Consider the following 15,800-nt stretch of genomic DNA (forward strand, 5'->3'; position numbering starts at 1 on the left):
TCAGCATGGTTTAAGCTTCGCAAATTAAGATACAGCCATACAGGTCATGAGAAGAGATGGAAACTTATGATCTGGATTTTATTTCTACGAATATGTGAAACAGCGTTTGACCTTCTGAAAGGAGCAGTAATTATGTATATAGAAACAGCACTTATAAAGATAGCGGTGATACCGGCATATGAGCCGGATGAAATGCTTATAGAAGTTGCATCTGAGGCAGCAGCTTCTGGCTTTGAAGTTGTAGTGGTGGATGACGGATCTGCGTCAGGAAACTCTGTTAAGAGCGGAAAAGTTCCTGTAGAAAAATATGACAGAATTTTCGGAGACGTCATGAGTTTTGCCCATGTGATACGTTATCCTGAAAACAGAGGAAAGGGGTATGCCATGAAGCAGGCTTTTGCCTACATCAAAGAAGAGTACAAATATGAAGACAACTATGCGGTAGTAGTCATCGACTCTGACGGACAGCACAAGATAAGCGACGCCACAAGACTGGTGGAGCATGCTGCTGTACACCCCGGGACTCTTGTACTGGGAAGCCGCAAGCAGGGACCGAGTTCACCGCTCAGAAGCCGTATAGGCAATGGAATAACCAGAAATGTGTTCAGACTTCTTTCGGGAGTCAGAATTTACGACACTCAGACAGGACTCAGGGCCTTTTCAAAAAAACTTATGGACCGGATGCTTTCTGTTCCTGGTGACCGCTATGAATACGAGATGAATATGCTCATGGATCTTGCCCGTGAGCAGGTTCCCATGGAGGAGCTTACCATAGAGACTATCTATATCGATAACAATGCCGGCAGCCACTTTGATCCCCTTAAGGACTCAATCCGTATCTACAAGGAGCTTTTCAGGTTCAGCCTGTCTGGTTTCGCCGGTTTTCTCATAGATTTTGCTATTTTCGGATGCATCGTGGAACTTTTCGGAAAAACAGCTTATGTTATGCTTTGTGCCAATGTTTTCGCCCGTTTGATCAGTGCCACAGCGAATTACAGCATCAACCGGAATTTCGTTTTTGCAGGTACCGACAATGAATATATAGAGGCTGAAAAAAGGAACAAGGATAGTGTGGCAAATTCAGCGGGAAAGTACATGCTTCTTGCAGTAACCATTCTTGCTTTGAATACAACACTTCTTTGTGCAGTGACAAAATTTTTGCCTGTAAACCCCATGATCGCAAAAGTCTGTATAGAGATATTGATGTTTTTTGTGAATTTTACACTTCAGAGACGATTTGTATTTGCAGCATCAGGAAAGGGCGTTGAACAAAATAAAGTTTCTGCACAGCCTATGAGGGTTGAGGCAAAACATACCGGAGAGGATAGAGAATCGGTAAAAGGAAGTCATAGCCCCTTTCAGGATTACGGGGTAGCGTGAAAATAATCAAGGCTGACCTGCTTGAAATGAATCGAAACCCTAATTGAAACGGGAACAGGTCATCAAAAAATAAACAGAACGATAAGGAACATTATATGAAGGATTTTTTCAGCAGCTGGAAATACAGACTTACATCATTTCTGGCTCTTACAGCGTTTACGGGATATGCGCTATTGGATACATTTGTAATCCCAAGAAGCTACACAGAAGGAACAGTGCAGCAGTCGGTGGCATTAAATACAGAAGGAACAGTTGAAGTTGATAAAAGCGTGTTTGAAACCGCAAAGGGAACCGGTGCCAATGCTGAGAACCTGGGCAAATCGGAAGAGGATGCTTCAGAAGCTGAGAGTGGATCTGAAAGTGACACAGAAAATGCTTCAGAAGGGCATTTCAAAAAAGACAGACCGGAAAGACCTGAAGGCAGCAGCGAAGGAGAAAGCACTGAAGGAGAAAGCAAAAAAAGGATGAAAACGGGAGAGGATCTTTCCGGCTTCCCGCCTTCAGAAAACGGAGAGAGACCATCAGGGATGCCGGGGAAAAAGCCTTCGGGTAAGCCCGGCAGTAAATCCTCCGGAACATCTGAAAACAATGAAAGCAGCACATCCAAGGCTGAGGAGACAGTATCAACAACTATAGATACAGTTAGTTCAGATGAAGTTATCGGAACCTATACTGACAGTGTTAAGACCATAACCTTAAGTGAGTACAGGGCAAATGATACCTCCATTTACGTTGCGGACATACAGCTCCTGGGAGATGCCACCGAGCTTGATGAATCAGCCTTCAGTACTGCTGATCTGATACAGACAGCCTTTGCGGATGACACTTACGGTAAAAACGTAAAGGAAGCCACTTCTGTGACAGCAGAGGAAAATGACGCCATCCTTGCCATAAACGGAGATTTTTACGGGGCGCAGAATGACGGTTATGTTATAAGAAACGGAGTTCTTTACAGATCCACCTCTGGCGGAAATGAGGATCTTGCCATACTTGCAGATGGAAGCTTCGAGATTTTTTCGGAAAATGACCTTTCCGCAGAGGAGGTTCTGGCTGCCGGAGCGGTGGACGTACTCAGTTTTGGCCCCGGTCTTGTAGAGAACAGTGAGATAGCAGTAACAAAGGACGAGGAAGTAGGTAAGGCAATGGCTTCAAATCCGAGAACAGCTATCGGCATACTTGAGGATGGACATTACGTATTTGTGGTTACCGACGGAAGAACAGATGAGTCTGAGGGCTTAACATTGTACCAGCTTGCAGAGTTCATGCAGAGCCTGGGTTGCACGTCTGCCTATAATCTTGACGGTGGCGGCTCAAGTACCCTGTATTTCAACGGCGAGATCATCAACAAGCCAACCACAGGTGGTAACAATATAAAGGAAAGATCGGTCAGCGATATAGTTTATCTGGGAAAAGCAGAGGATTCCGCAACAGAAAGTACATGAGGTGTGAAAGTTAAGTGATACCCTTGTATGCAGTTCGATATTAGATTTAGATGGATATCTGAAAGGATAAAGCTAATGAAAGAAAAATGTATAAATGGAAATGTTTATAAGAGCGGTGTTAAAGGATCAGATATAAGCCAAAAGAATGAAATCATGGCAGCGAAGGGAGAGGATAAACCCGGCGAAGCAACTAAAAAAGTACTGGGCTACGTCTTAATCACCATAGCAGTTGCCCTGTTCGGCGCAGTTTATGAGTACTTCAGCTTCGGTGTTTATTCCTACTATATGATATATGCTTTCGCCATCCCGTTGATTTTGGGCGTACTGCCGTGGCTTTTTATCGCCTCTGCCCGAATGGGAAGGGGAGCAACTGAAAAGGATTACCCTCCAATGTACACCATAAATCTATGGGGATCCGGCATTGCCACCCTGACTGTGGGCTCGGTTTTTCACGGAATACTGGATATCTACGGAACCACAAGTTCTTTATCTAAGGTTTATTTCATAGTTGGAGCAGGACTCCTGCTGACAGCCCTCATGACATTTATAGGGTACAGAGAGAAGAAAATGACAGACGCGAGGATAGCATAATACTATATTTCACCAGAATCTGTACTGGAAAAAATCTTTTTTTGCCATTTTTGCTGTCGATCAAAAGCAGCGGAATGAAGATTAATATGAATTTGCAGCCCCCGTGAGTGAAACGCTGATGAAATCCGTTCACTTCGGGGGTTATTCATTATACAAAATCAGGTTATTTTTTTAAATACATATCGCATATTGTTACAATTTTGCAAATATTATGATATTTTTTAAATGCTTTTTATGAAATCACTCTATTTAAAAAGAGGATTGTAAGATATACTTAAGAGGAATGGCGTTTATGCAAAGTTCACAAAAACAGAACAGAGGAGAATCAAATGATTTCGATTTTGGTGAGCCTGATAGGAGGACTTGGTCTTTTTATAGCAGGTATGTACATGATGAGTCATGGTATCGAGAAGGTTGCAGGTAACAAGCTTCGAAAGATACTGGAGACGTTTACGAGAACCAGACTGACGGGAGTGCTTGTCGGAATGTTCTTTACAGCTGTTATCCAGTCGTCCAGTACGGCGACGGTTATGGTTGTAACATTTGTTAATTCCGGGTTGATGGCCCTTTCCAATGCCTGCGGAATTATACTCGGTGCCAACATTGGTACCACAATTACGGCAATGCTCGTAGCCTTCAGGCTATCTGCTATAGCACCTATATTTGTTTTCTTCGGTGCTGTGATGATGAACTTCATCCCCAATCCTACGGTGAAGAAATCCGGTGAGATAGTGATGGGATTCGGACTTTTGTTTGTGGGTATATCCACTATGTCCAGTTCCATGGCAGCCCTCAGAGAGATTCCGGCAGTCATAACCTTCCTGTCAAGCTTTACCAATCCGGTGCTTGGCGTACTTATGGGATTTGTCATAACATCGATTGTTCAGTCATCTTCAGTTACTGTTTCAATCCTCGTTGTTATGGGTTCCATGGGACTTGTGGATCTCAGGATATGTATGTTCATCATCCTTGGATGTAACATCGGAGCCTGCTCAAGTGCGGTTCTTACAGCGCTTCAGGGAAATAATAACGCAAAGCGTGCAGCACTCATTCACTTGCTTTTCAATATTTTCGGTACAATTCTGATGTTTGTTCTGCTGCTTATGTTCGCACCTCAGATCGAAACTATCATCAGAACTATCTCCGGAACCGGAGATGACCCGGGATCTCTGGGACGAAATATTGCGTTTGCCCATTTTATCTTCAAGGTATTCCAGGTAGTTGTATTCTATCCGTTTATGGATCAGATCATCAAGCTTACCTATGTTCTAGTTAAGGACGGCGAGGAACAGGAAGACAGCGAGGATGTTTTCAAGCTCAGATACATCAATCTCAACAAACTTCCAAACCCTGCGGTTGCCATCTATATGGCTAAACAGGAGATGGAGAGGATGGCTAATGCTGCCTTCACCAACCTTTCCACAGCCATGGATTGTCTTCTCAATGAAGATGCTTCGGGAATCGAAAAGGTTTATGAAACAGAAAAGTATATCGACTGGCTCTGTGAGCAGATCAATACTTACATGACTAAGATTAACCAGAACGCCATTCCTTTGCGTGATGCGGATCTCATCGCAGGTTATTTCCATGTTTGCTCGGATATAGAGCGAATCGGAGATCATGCAGAGGATATAGCTGACATTGTTAAGTATTTTAATGAAAAAGACGTTCATCTATCAACGGATGCCAAAGAGGAACTCAAAGGCATGATGGCTATTGTTAGGGAGCTTATGAAGGATTCTTTGGACATGTTTGTTACAGGTGATATGACAAACATGGAAAAGGTAAGAGATCTTGAAAATAAAACCGATGAGCTTGAGCGTGAGCTTCAGAACAAGCATATTCAGCGCCTCAGCGAAGGTTTGTGTTCTGCACAGGCAGGTGTATTCTTCTCAGATATCATTTCCGGAATTGAGCGTGTAGGAGATCACGCAACAAATATCGCTTTTTCACTTTATGATGCGAAAAACCGCAGAAACGAAAAGGCAGGATAATTCAGTTTTAAAAACAGCCAAGGCTGTTTTTTGATACTAAAAAACGTTATATAACAAAAAGCAGATAGAAAAAACGGCCTCCAATCATTAGATCTAAAGATTGGAGGCCGTTTTTTTATCTGCTTTTTTGATGTCTTGGATTATTGATTATCCTGCAATGTTTCCAATTGCATTGCCGTTCAAATCGGTTTCATTTACTGCATAGTCGCCGGAAGCTGCCTGTGTTTCAACTGGAACTTCAAAGCCTGTAGTTTCTGCAGCAGCTGCTTCTGTATAAGCTGTTTCTGCAGGAGTTTCCATAACAGTCTCTGCTGCGGTTTCAGCAACAGTTTCAGCATAAGACTCAGTCATAGCAGTTTCGGCTACTGTGGTTTCTTCAACAGCGGCAGTCTCTGTACCTGCAGCAGAAGAGGAATTAACTACCTCTTTGTTTGTGATTACTTCATGTGCAGATCTTGTAGGAGCTACCTGAGATTTTACTCCGATATCAGGGTTTCCTGTGTCATCATTTATAACTTCGTACCATTCACCATTGTGATACTCATAAAGAGCACCATCGATATATGTTGTGTCACCTTCCTGGTTTCCGTCAGGAACAGCCTCAGTTTCCTCAGAACCGGGTCCTCCTGCAGCGTCTTCGTCTTCACTTTCACCGAAAAGAGCTCTGATTTCCTCAGTGCTTAACTGATGGATTTCCTTTGTTTCGAATTCATCATAAGACATAGGGAGCTTAACATTACCGGAAACTATGATTCCTGCAAATGTATTGGCCTCATCTGCGGAAGCGAAGGACACGGTTATGGTTTCAGCGGGCTCAAAATCATCATTGATCAGTGCGATATGCTGTTCTGACTCTGTTCCCTTAAAATCCACTGTGGAGCGTCCGAAAGGATTGCCGTCAACAGTTACGTAAACATCATTTGAACCCGGAAGATATTCATAGTCGATAGCAAGTAATCCGGATACGGCGTTATCGTCATAATCACGGACATAATCCGCAAGGAGTACGTAAGTAGTGTCATCAACCTTCTCAAAGTCACTTGCAGATATATACGCAAAGTCTTCAAGGGTTTCGGAAGCATCATTGAGAGCATCTGAAGCAGTATTGAGTGTTTCACCATTTTCTGAATGCTCCTTGATTGCTTTAATGATCGCATCTGCAACTGCAGCATTTCCTTCAGCATTCTGATTTACCTTATCGTCATCTGCAGTATCTGCTGCGTTGCTGCCGTTTGCTTCCATTAGCTTTGCTACATCTACAGTCAGACCGTAGTAGTGATCTGTGATATTCTGGATTGCGGAAGCATTATCATCGGCGTAGCCTTCAGGGTTAGTGACAGAAGAAGGTTCGATGAGAGATATGAGGACTGCATCGGGACTCTTGTTTGCAAGAGCACGGATAAGACCTTCATAGATAATTCCGAAGCTTGAAGGATCATCGTAATTTCCAAAGCTAAGAATAATCGCATCATATTCCACATCTTCAGAGAGCTGATTTGCAACGGCATAGCCTGAAAAAACTGTGTTGTCAGAAGGAAGCGACAGGTTCTCCGGCAGAACCTCGGAACCGAAGGTCTCTGTGATCTTTGCAGAAAGAAGCTCGGCCCATGCATTAGAGGAATCCTCAAGATTGTTTCCGGCAGCAAATCCATCGCCTATTACTAAAATGGATACAGGCTTTCCGGCATTGAGTTTTGCGTAAAAATTTCCGGTTACTACGGATTCTCCGGTTTCTTTGGTCTCGTTCTTCTGATCGGATTCAGTTACAGCTATTGTTGTCTCCTGAGGTGTCTTAACGGAATTGTTCTGACCGCTGATAGCGGCGATGCCAAGCAGGATAACTGCTACACCGGCGGCTCCACCGATACAGGCTTTTTTGTTATTCTCAAAAAAAGTTTTAAAATCCATTGTTATCTCCTTAATATCAATGCTGTGGAAGGATAATGCTTTGACCATCCACGTTTGATGCGCAATGATTGTTACTTGTGCGCAAGGTGCTGATTAACACAGTGATTAATAATACTTTCATTGGCGATAAAAATCAATTAACTTTATTTGAATATTCTCGCAAAATCCCGTCATAAGGTAATAGTGCGCTGCGAATACATGCAGGTTGTAGCCGGCAGATATATATTTTACGGATGGATTGCACGTAAAAAACAGAGCCCCCGGTCAGTTTTTAACTGACCGGGGACTCCGAAAGTTCTGTATAGAATAGTTATGGAGCGATAGTAATGCCTATGGTTGGACCTGCGTTATTCCACTGACTTAAATCTATTCCCTGACCGGCCTCGACAGTGTAGGCTGTTGTCGGTATCGTGATTGTGGCAGAATCTGCGGGATCGCTGATGACAGCCTGCTCGGTTGATTCAGGGGTTTCTATAGCAGCAGTTTCAGGAACAACGGTTTCCTGGGGCAGTGCGGCTGTTTCTTCTACAGCAGTCTGTGCAGCAGCAGTTTCAGGAGCGGATGTCTCAGGAGCCGGGGTTTCTGCGGCAGCAGCAGTTGTTTCGGCTGCTTGAGCTTCAGTCTGCTTTGGAGCAGTTTTTTTTGCAGGAGCCTGAGTTTCGGAAGCTTTCTTTGTTTCCTTTGTAGTCTCGTCCTGTTTCTTATTATCATTGTCTGCCTTGGTTTCCTTGGCAGTTGTCTCCGGAACCTTGGTTTCTTCAGCAGTGGTTTCTGCTGCAGTTGTTTCCTTTGCCTTTGTCTCTGCTTCTGTGGTTTCTTCTACAGTTGTCTCTGCCTCTGTGGTCTCCGGAGCCGTAGTTTCAGGTGGAAGAGGAAGCTCATCGTACTTGTCCTTAGGCTGATTGAAATTGAGGTTTCCGGTTATGATGAGACCATGGAAACAGTCTGCCTGTTCTTTTGTGGCGAAGCTGACTGCGATACTGTCATTGATGGAAGCATTGTTATCCACTATACGGATATGTCTTTCCGGGGAAACACCTTCGCTTTCAAAAGAAAGACCTCCGAAGATAGTATTGTCGATGACTACCTGAGCGGTGTTGCTGCCGGTAAGGTAGTCATAATCAAGTCCGATCATACCGACGGTTTCTGAACCGAGAGTTGTAAGCTCCTGTGCGCTGATGATGAAGTTGCAGTCGTCGAGACGCTGGAAACTGTCTGATGCTATGTAATAGTAATGATCGTAAAGAACAGCGTCAGGATTAACAGGTTCTATTGTTCCGTCAGATTCCAATGTTGAAGTTGTTGAAGCCTCAGTATTATTATCAGGAACGATTCCCTCAGGATTCCGGAGCTTGTCGTTTATCTTACGAACTATCCAGTTTGCATAGAGCTTCTGGCCTTCAGCATTTGGAAGAACGCCGTCATCTGTGAAAGAGTTCACATCCTCGCCTGTAACCATAAAGGCTTCGCCCATGTTGGCAACGATGGCACCATAGTGCTCAAGAAGATTTCTGGCATAGGTTGCTGTTTCATCAGAATATCCACCCGGTTCTGTTAATGATGCTGACTCGATCATGCCGATGATCTCTGCGGAAGGATATTGCTGCTTTATGGAACGAAGAAGGCCTTCATACTGAAGATCAAATGTAAATGGCGCGTCATAGTAACCTAAAGCTACGATAACCGCATCATAGACAGAATCCTTGTTCCCTGCCGCCTCGTTCATGAGAGTTACATAGGCAGAATAGGCGTTGTTTCCATTAGGAAGGGAAAGATTCTTTACAGAAGCTTCAGATCCAAAACTTTCATTAATGCCTGATGCCAAAAGGTCTGTCCAGTTTGTTCCATCCTTGGCGCCTGCGCCTGTGCCGAAAACGTCACCGATAACAAGAATTGAAACCGGCTCTTTTGCACTAAGCTTATTAAGAAAACTATTGTCTTCCGGAATAACAGCAGAAGCTGCCTCTGAGCCATTACCCTTTGTGATGATATTTCCGTCTGCATCTGTCTCAAGCTGGAGTCGTTCATTTGCAGCATTGATTCGTTCTGCATTAACAGACTCATCGATGGCATCCTCAGTGATGGCAGTGTTTACCATATAACCAAAGGCACCGATTATGGCAACTATCATCAGTATGAGTACTGCAAGCAGTGCTGAGCCTTTCTTTGTAAGAGTGGAACCGGAGTTGTTCCCGGATCCTGACTCTTGTGGGGCAGATGTAGCTGGCTCGTTTGTTGTTTCGGAAATATTGTTCTTTTCGTCTTTACTCATAATTAAAAATCCCTCATCTATTCATACTTTTTCAATTATAAAAAGGAATAGTAATTTTTTCTAGTTTTTTTAATGCTTTTTCGGGCAATGTGGTATCATGGTAGCTATGTTGTACGATAGAGACATTAGAGAACCCCTGTTTTCCTTTCTTGAAGATACCTATGGGAAAACCAGGATAATAGAAGAAAAGATCATGGGCAAAAGCCGTGCGGATGTGGTTATGGTCACAGAAGACAGCCTTTACGGAATAGAGATCAAGTCGGATGCGGATACTTACGTGCGGCTTTCCGGGCAGGTAAAGGATTATGACAGATTCTTTGACTATAATTACATTGCAGTGGGAACAAGTCATGCCATGCATATAGAGGAGCATGTGCCTGACTACTGGGGCATCATAACCATAGATGAGGAGGATGGGAAACCTGACTTCTACATATTAAGAAAGCCAAAGGAAAACCCTCATATCAGATACGAGGATAAACTGAGCCTTCTGTGGAGGCCGGAGCTACAGCGTATAGTCGGCCGGAATCTCAAAAACAAGTATGACTATCTCAGCAAAAAAGAGGTCATAAAAAGAATATCTGCCCAAATTAGTTATGATTGTCTAAGAAAAGAGATATCGACAGAGCTGTTTGAAAGAGATTATAATACCGTTTTGGACGAAATTAATAAATTCCGTGTGGAGAAGAGGAAGGCGAAGCCCAGGAGAAAGAAAAAGCTTCCTAAAGCAGGACACTCATTGCTGACTTCTGACGGAAAACTGATCAAAAAGCCGGATCTTAAAGTTTCTCATACAGTTAAGGCTAAAAAGAAAAAAGGATCAAAGAAGGGGTAAAGGACAATACGATGCAGAGCTTTTTTATCGCAGCCAATGCAGTAATACCGTTTATTTGTTATATGTTGTATGGATACATCATAAGACATTTGGGATATGGAGACGACTCATTTTATACAAGGCTTAATCAGATAGTATTCAAGGCTTTTTTTCCTATTCTGATGTTTAACAACCTTTATTCTGCTGACATTGACTTAGGAGAAAATGCGTCCCTTATTGCAATATTTACCGGTGTTCTCATAGCGATAATCCTGCTTTGTATAGTACTGGTGCCTGTTTTCGTAAAGGAGAATCCAAGAAAAGGCGTTGTCATTCAGTCTATATGGCGCAGTAATACCCTGATGTTTGCATATCCTTTATGTGTAAGCATGTACGGAGAGGATTACGGAGCACTTGCGTCGCTGGTTATCGCAACGATTGTTCCTGTATACAATATTGGTGCGGTTATCATTTTTACACTTTTTGACAGAAGCGCAGGGGCAAAGGTGGATGTCAAAAAGATACTGATGAATATAATCACAAATCCTCTGATAGTCGGTGCCATTACCGGAGCTGTATTTAAATTTGCAGGCTGGCAGATTCCGGCATCAGTCATGAAACCCATCAGCAACTTTGCGAACATGACAACACCGCTTGCCATCTTTATTCTGGGAGCCACACTTTCATTACCTGATATTGGAAAAAATATGAATATCATTGTTGTGACATTATTCCTGAAGCTTGTGGCGGTGCCGGCATTTATTCTTGGTTTAATGTATATGCTTGGATATAGAGGACCTGAGCTTTTCATTGCGTTTATCCTGTATGCGACCCCTATTGCCGGAGCATCGTTCCCAATGGCCCAGAATATGGGAGGAGACGGGGAACTTCAGGGTCAGCTCCTTGCCATAAGTACGGTTTTATCATTGTTTACCATATTCTTCTGGATAATGAGCCTTACAGCAGTGGGGATTTTCTAAAAATGGTTGATTTTGAAGACGATAATCGTTTTCGACCATATCAAATGCAGAAATCATCAAAGATATGATAAACCGTAGGAAATCCTCGAAAATATGATAGATTAGTCATGTGAATGACGATGTTTCAAGGGGACATTATCGGTATAGACAGGATAGAATATCTAAGATTTTCAGATGTTTTTTCGCGTTGACTACGAAAGTTATCATTTTTATAATGTTCCATGAAAAGGTGACAAATTTTTATCAGTTTATATCAGGTGGGATTTTGTTCCCATACACAGGAGGATACACCTATGGATCTTTCATTTAAAGAAGGCGCTTTAAAAGCATTTCAGGAGAAATTCGGCACAGAAAGCCTTGATGGAGTAAAGTGTTATTTTGCACCCGGCCGTGTGAATCTTATAGGAGAGCATACAGATTATAACGGTGGACATGTTTTTCCATGTGCGCTTACTATAGGAACCTATGCGGCTGCAAAAAAGAGAGATGACCGTAAGCTGCGTTTTTACAGTGTCAATCTTGATAAGATCGGTGTAGTAGAAACCTCCCTTGATGAGTTCAGACCTTTAAAAGATGATAACTGGACATCCTACTTAAAGGGAGTTATGTGGGCCTTCGAAAAGAGGGGCTTTAAAATGGATAAGGGAATTGACTTGGTTATTTACGGAAACATTCCCAACGGATCAGGACTTTCCTCCAGTGCATCTATCGAGGTTCTTACAGGTTTCATTTTGAGAGACCTCTATGGTTTCGATGTGACTAATGTTGACCTTGCTGTCATCGGTCAGGATGCGGAGAATAACTACTGCGGTATGAACTGCGGAATCATGGACCAGTTCGCAAGCGCTATGGGTAAGAAGGATAATGCTATCTTCCTTGACTGCGCAACACTTAATTACGAGTACGCTCCTGTAGTTTTAAATGGAATGAAGCTGGTGGTTACCAATACAAACAAGAAGCATAAGCTCGTGGGTTCAGCTTACAATGACAGAAGAAGAGAATGTGAGGAGGCAAGAGAGATACTTGCTTCCGTTGCAGGAATTAAGACGCTTGGCGACCTAAGCAACGAGGATTTTGAAAAGCATAAGGATGCCATCAAGGATCCGGTAGTTCAGAAGAGAGCAAAGCATGCGGTATATGAGAATAACCGTACTCTGACAGCTGTTGCAGCTTTAAAGGCCGGAGACATTGAAACCTTTGGAAAGCTTATGAATGCATCACATGTTTCCCTGAGAGATGATTTCGAGGTCAGCTGTGAGGAGCTTGATATCCTTGTGGAAGAAGCCTGGAAGGTACCGGGAGTTCTCGGCTCACGTATGACCGGCGGCGGATTCGGCGGCTGTACAGTTTCCATCGTAAAGGATGAGGCGGTTGAAGACTTTAGGAAGCTTGTGGGTGAAGCATATAAGAAACGTGTCGGCTATGATTGTACATTTTATGTTGTAAGCATCGGCGACGGACCACATGTGGTTTAAATAATGCAATGGACTAACAGACAGGTAGTTTATGTGGCGTCAGCTCTTGAGAAGCGATTCTAAATGTGCTGTCGTTCCTATTATAGAGAGGAGACTATATGAGAATTCTTGTAACAGGCGGTGCCGGATACATCGGAAGTCACACATGTGTTGAGCTTCTTAATGAAGGCTATGAAGTAGTTATCATTGACAATCTTTATAATTCCAATCAGAAAGCAGTTGACCGTATCGAAGAGATAAGCGGCAAGAAGGTAAAGTTCTATCAGGAGGATCTTCTGGACAGAGCGGCCGTTAAGAAGATTTTTGATGAGAATGAGATAGATGCGGTTATCCATTTTGCGGGACTCAAGGCTGTAGGTGAGTCAGTTCACAAGCCGGTTGAGTATTACCGTACAAATATCGGCTCAACGCTCAATCTTGTTGAGGAGATGCGTGCTCACGGGGTAAAGAATATCATTTTCTCAAGTTCCGCTACTGTTTACGGAGATCCTGCCGAGATTCCTATCACAGAAAACTGTCCTAAGGGAACCTGCACCAATCCTTACGGTTGGACAAAGTGGATGCAGGAGCAGATTCTAACAGATGTTCATACAGCAGATTCTGAGTGGAATGTTATCCTCTTAAGATACTTTAATCCTATCGGAGCTCATGAGTCAGGTCTCATCGGAGAGGATCCTAAGGGCATCCCTAACAACCTTCTTCCGTATGTTGCACAGGTTGCAATCGGAAAGCTTCCCGAGATCAATGTTTTCGGAAATGACTATCCTACACCTGACGGAACCGGAGTTCGTGATTACATCCATGTAGTTGATCTTGCAAAGGGACACGTAAAGGCTATCGAGAGATTTGCAAAGAATGACGGTGTATTTGTATGTAATCTCGGAACAGGACATGGTTATTCTGTTCTTGATGTTATCCATGCTTTTGAGAAGGCTTGCGGCAAGGAGCTTCCTTATGTTATGAAGCCGAGACGTGACGGTGATATCGCAACCTGCTACTCAAGTCCCGCGAAGGCAGAGAAGGAGCTTGGCTGGAAGGCACAGTTCGATCTCGAGGATATGTGCAGGGATTCCTGGAACTGGCAGCAGAAGAATCCTAACGGGTATAATTCGTAATTCGGTGAAATGGTACAGAAAATGCAAGGGACGTGTGGCGGCCCACGAGATTGAAAGTACATCGCGGCTGTTGTGTTCGCCCCTGTCGCACTCACGTGCGCCCGGATGCGAACACAACATCCACGATGTTCTTTCAACTCGCAAGCCTAGCCACCCATCCCTTGCATTTTCTTCCGATTGTGGCTTAATAAACGTTTTTGAAGGTGCAAATATATGGATTTACAGTGTGGAATAAAAAATTTAGTTGCGTATGCGTACAGAACTACGCTTATAGAGGAAGAAGACATTACATGGGCGCTTAATACTGTTGCGCTGAATTTGAAGGTGGATGAAGTGACATGCACCAAAGACGAGGTCATGGAAGAGGCGGAGAAGATTCCGTTTGATGAGGTTGAGGCAGAGGAGTTTAAGACTACTACGGAAACCGGGATCGTTGACGACGGGTCGTATCTTGAGAATGTTTTGAAGGTTCTTAATGATTATGCGGTGGAGCAGGGCCTTACGGATGGGGATTCTGTTGTATACAGAGATCTGTTCGATACAAAGCTTATGGGGGCTCTGACTCCGAGACCTTCAGAGGTTCAGGCAAATTTCTTTGATCTCTATGAAGAGGATCCGAAGGTTGCCACTGACTGGTACTATACATTTTGCAGAGATACTGACTATATAAGACGCTACAGAGTAAAGAAGGATCTTAAGTGGAAGACTGAGACAGAGTACGGGGAGCTTGACATTACCATAAATCTCAGTAAGCCGGAGAAGGATCCGAAGGCCATTGCGGCAGCAGGAAAGGCTAAGCAGACGGGGTATCCCAAGTGTCAGCTTTGCTGTGAGTGCGAGGGATATGCCGGACGTGTTGACTATCCGGCAAGAGAGAATCACCGTATCATTCCTATCGAGATCCAGGGTCAGGAGTGGGGATTCCAGTATTCACCATATGTTTATTACAACGAGCATTGCATCGTTCTGAATACCAAACATACTCCAATGAAAATCGATAAGAGCGCATTTTTGAAGCTTTTCGATTTTGTCCGTCAGTTCCCGCATTATTTTGTAGGGTCCAATGCTGACCTTCCCATAGTCGGTGGCTCCATCCTTGCACATGAGCATTTCCAGGGGGGTAACTATGAGTTCGCCATGGCAAAGGCTCCTGTAGAGAGAAGCTTCACAATTCCGGGATACGAGGACATTAAGGCAGGAGTTGTAAAGTGGCCTATGTCTGTTATCCGTCTCACCGGTGAGAATATCGCAAAAATGGCTGATCTTGCAGACCATATCCTTGTGGCATGGAGAGGCTACACCGATGAAGCTGCATTTATCTTTGCTGAGACTGATGGTGTTCCTCACTCAACCATCACTCCTATAGCGAGAAAGGTTGGAGAAGAGTACCAGCTTGACCTGGTGCTTCGAAACAATATCACCACCGAGGAGCATCCTCTGGGTGTTTACCATCCACATGCGAAGCTTCACCATATCAAGAAGGAAAACATCGGACTTATAGAGGTTATGGGCCTTGCGGTTCTTCCGAGCAGATTAAAGCAGGAGATGGCAGAACTTAAAGAAGCATTCCTTACAGGCAAGGATCTTCGTGACATTCCTGAACTTGAGAAACACGCCGACTGGTTCGACGCATTCATGGAGGAGTATTACAGACGTGACATCGAGGTCACAGCCGAGAATTTCGATGAAATCCTTCAGGACGAAATCGGAAAAGTCTTCATGCATGTCCTCGAGGACGCCGGAGTTTACAAGCGTACCCCGGAGGGCCAGGCAGCCTTCGACAGGTTTATTAAAACGCTTTGATGTGAAATAAAAAAGAGGCTTCATTC

The 15,800-nt window shown here is 43.7% G+C and carries 11 protein-coding genes; 9 read left to right on the forward strand and 2 right to left on the reverse strand.

Annotation, left to right across the window (positions count from 1 at the left end; translation table 11 throughout):
• Positions 1-132 precede the first annotated feature (132 nt).
• From T357_RS0114860 to T357_RS0114875, 4 genes are all read left to right on the forward strand, one after another.
• A complete protein-coding gene (locus T357_RS0114860; RefSeq protein ID WP_049962468.1) occupies positions 133-1,380 on the forward strand; it encodes a bifunctional glycosyltransferase family 2/GtrA family protein in 1,248 nt (415 codons plus the stop codon).
• A 95-nt stretch (positions 1,381-1,475) separates the two neighbouring features.
• The gene (locus tag T357_RS0114865; protein WP_031554316.1) at positions 1,476-2,822 is read left to right on the forward strand and encodes a phosphodiester glycosidase family protein; all 1,347 of its coding nucleotides are present in this window, start codon (positions 1,476-1,478) and stop codon (positions 2,820-2,822) included.
• Between the two features lie 27 nt (positions 2,823-2,849).
• Positions 2,850-3,413: a hypothetical protein gene (locus T357_RS0114870; protein ID WP_155991480.1), complete on the forward strand. Its 564-nt coding sequence runs from the start codon at positions 2,850-2,852 to the stop codon at positions 3,411-3,413.
• Positions 3,414-3,742: 329 nt separating this feature from the next.
• A complete protein-coding gene (locus T357_RS0114875) occupies positions 3,743-5,407 on the forward strand; it encodes a Na/Pi cotransporter family protein (RefSeq protein ID WP_031554321.1) in 1,665 nt (554 codons plus the stop codon).
• A 147-nt stretch (positions 5,408-5,554) separates the two neighbouring features.
• Here T357_RS0114875 and T357_RS0114880 read toward each other — a convergent pair whose 3' ends face one another.
• Together T357_RS0114880 and T357_RS0114885 are read right to left on the reverse strand one after the other, a co-directional pair.
• Positions 5,555-7,315 (reverse strand): SGNH/GDSL hydrolase family protein, encoded by a 1,761-nt coding sequence (locus tag T357_RS0114880; RefSeq protein WP_031554324.1) that lies wholly within the window; start codon positions 7,313-7,315, stop codon positions 5,555-5,557.
• A 310-nt stretch (positions 7,316-7,625) separates the two neighbouring features.
• The gene (locus tag T357_RS0114885) at positions 7,626-9,587 is read right to left on the reverse strand and encodes an SGNH/GDSL hydrolase family protein (protein WP_031554327.1); all 1,962 of its coding nucleotides are present in this window, start codon (positions 9,585-9,587) and stop codon (positions 7,626-7,628) included.
• Between the two features lie 97 nt (positions 9,588-9,684).
• Between T357_RS0114885 and T357_RS0114890 the strand changes: the two genes are divergently transcribed.
• The 5 genes from T357_RS0114890 (at position 9,685) to T357_RS0114910 (ending at position 15,774) form a co-directional block, all read left to right on the forward strand.
• Positions 9,685-10,422: a sce7726 family protein gene (locus T357_RS0114890; RefSeq protein WP_330373135.1), complete on the forward strand. Its 738-nt coding sequence runs from the start codon at positions 9,685-9,687 to the stop codon at positions 10,420-10,422.
• A gap of 11 nt (positions 10,423-10,433) precedes the next feature.
• Positions 10,434-11,381 carry an AEC family transporter gene (locus tag T357_RS0114895; protein ID WP_031554333.1) on the forward strand — a complete coding sequence of 316 codons (948 nt, stop codon included), beginning with the start codon at positions 10,434-10,436 and terminating at the stop codon, positions 11,379-11,381.
• A gap of 293 nt (positions 11,382-11,674) precedes the next feature.
• Positions 11,675-12,856, forward strand: coding sequence for a galactokinase (locus T357_RS0114900; protein ID WP_031554335.1), 1,182 nt, complete (start codon positions 11,675-11,677; stop codon positions 12,854-12,856).
• Positions 12,857-12,954: 98 nt separating this feature from the next.
• Positions 12,955-13,971 (forward strand): UDP-glucose 4-epimerase GalE, encoded by a 1,017-nt coding sequence (gene galE, locus T357_RS0114905; RefSeq protein ID WP_031554338.1) that lies wholly within the window; start codon positions 12,955-12,957, stop codon positions 13,969-13,971.
• Between the two features lie 213 nt (positions 13,972-14,184).
• Complete coding sequence (locus tag T357_RS0114910; RefSeq protein WP_031554341.1) at positions 14,185-15,774, forward strand: UDP-glucose--hexose-1-phosphate uridylyltransferase; 1,590 nt, start codon at positions 14,185-14,187, stop codon at positions 15,772-15,774.
• Positions 15,775-15,800: the final 26 nt, after the last annotated feature.

This window comes from Oribacterium sp. FC2011 (assembly GCF_000701645.1).
GTDB lineage: Bacteria > Bacillota > Clostridia > Lachnospirales > Lachnospiraceae > Oribacterium.

Excerpts from the sequence above, each read along its gene's own strand:
- T357_RS0114885 (WP_031554327.1), bottom strand. The coding sequence starts at position 9,587 with ATGAGTAAAGACGAAAAGAACAATATTTCCGAAACAACAAACGAGCCA.
- T357_RS0114875 (WP_031554321.1), top strand. The coding sequence starts at position 3,743 with ATGATTTCGATTTTGGTGAGCCTGATAGGAGGACTTGGTCTTTTTATA.
- T357_RS0114865 (WP_031554316.1), top strand. The coding sequence starts at position 1,476 with ATGAAGGATTTTTTCAGCAGCTGGAAATACAGACTTACATCATTTCTG.
- T357_RS0114895 (WP_031554333.1), top strand. The coding sequence starts at position 10,434 with ATGCAGAGCTTTTTTATCGCAGCCAATGCAGTAATACCGTTTATTTGT.
- T357_RS0114910 (WP_031554341.1), top strand. The coding sequence starts at position 14,185 with ATGGATTTACAGTGTGGAATAAAAAATTTAGTTGCGTATGCGTACAGA.
- T357_RS0114890 (WP_330373135.1), top strand. The coding sequence starts at position 9,685 with ATGGTAGCTATGTTGTACGATAGAGACATTAGAGAACCCCTGTTTTCC.
- T357_RS0114900 (WP_031554335.1), top strand. The coding sequence starts at position 11,675 with ATGGATCTTTCATTTAAAGAAGGCGCTTTAAAAGCATTTCAGGAGAAA.
- galE (WP_031554338.1), top strand. The coding sequence starts at position 12,955 with ATGAGAATTCTTGTAACAGGCGGTGCCGGATACATCGGAAGTCACACA.
- T357_RS0114860 (WP_049962468.1), top strand. The coding sequence starts at position 133 with ATGTATATAGAAACAGCACTTATAAAGATAGCGGTGATACCGGCATAT.
- T357_RS0114880 (WP_031554324.1), bottom strand. The coding sequence starts at position 7,315 with ATGGATTTTAAAACTTTTTTTGAGAATAACAAAAAAGCCTGTATCGGT.
- T357_RS0114870 (WP_155991480.1), top strand. The coding sequence starts at position 2,850 with ATGCAGTTCGATATTAGATTTAGATGGATATCTGAAAGGATAAAGCTA.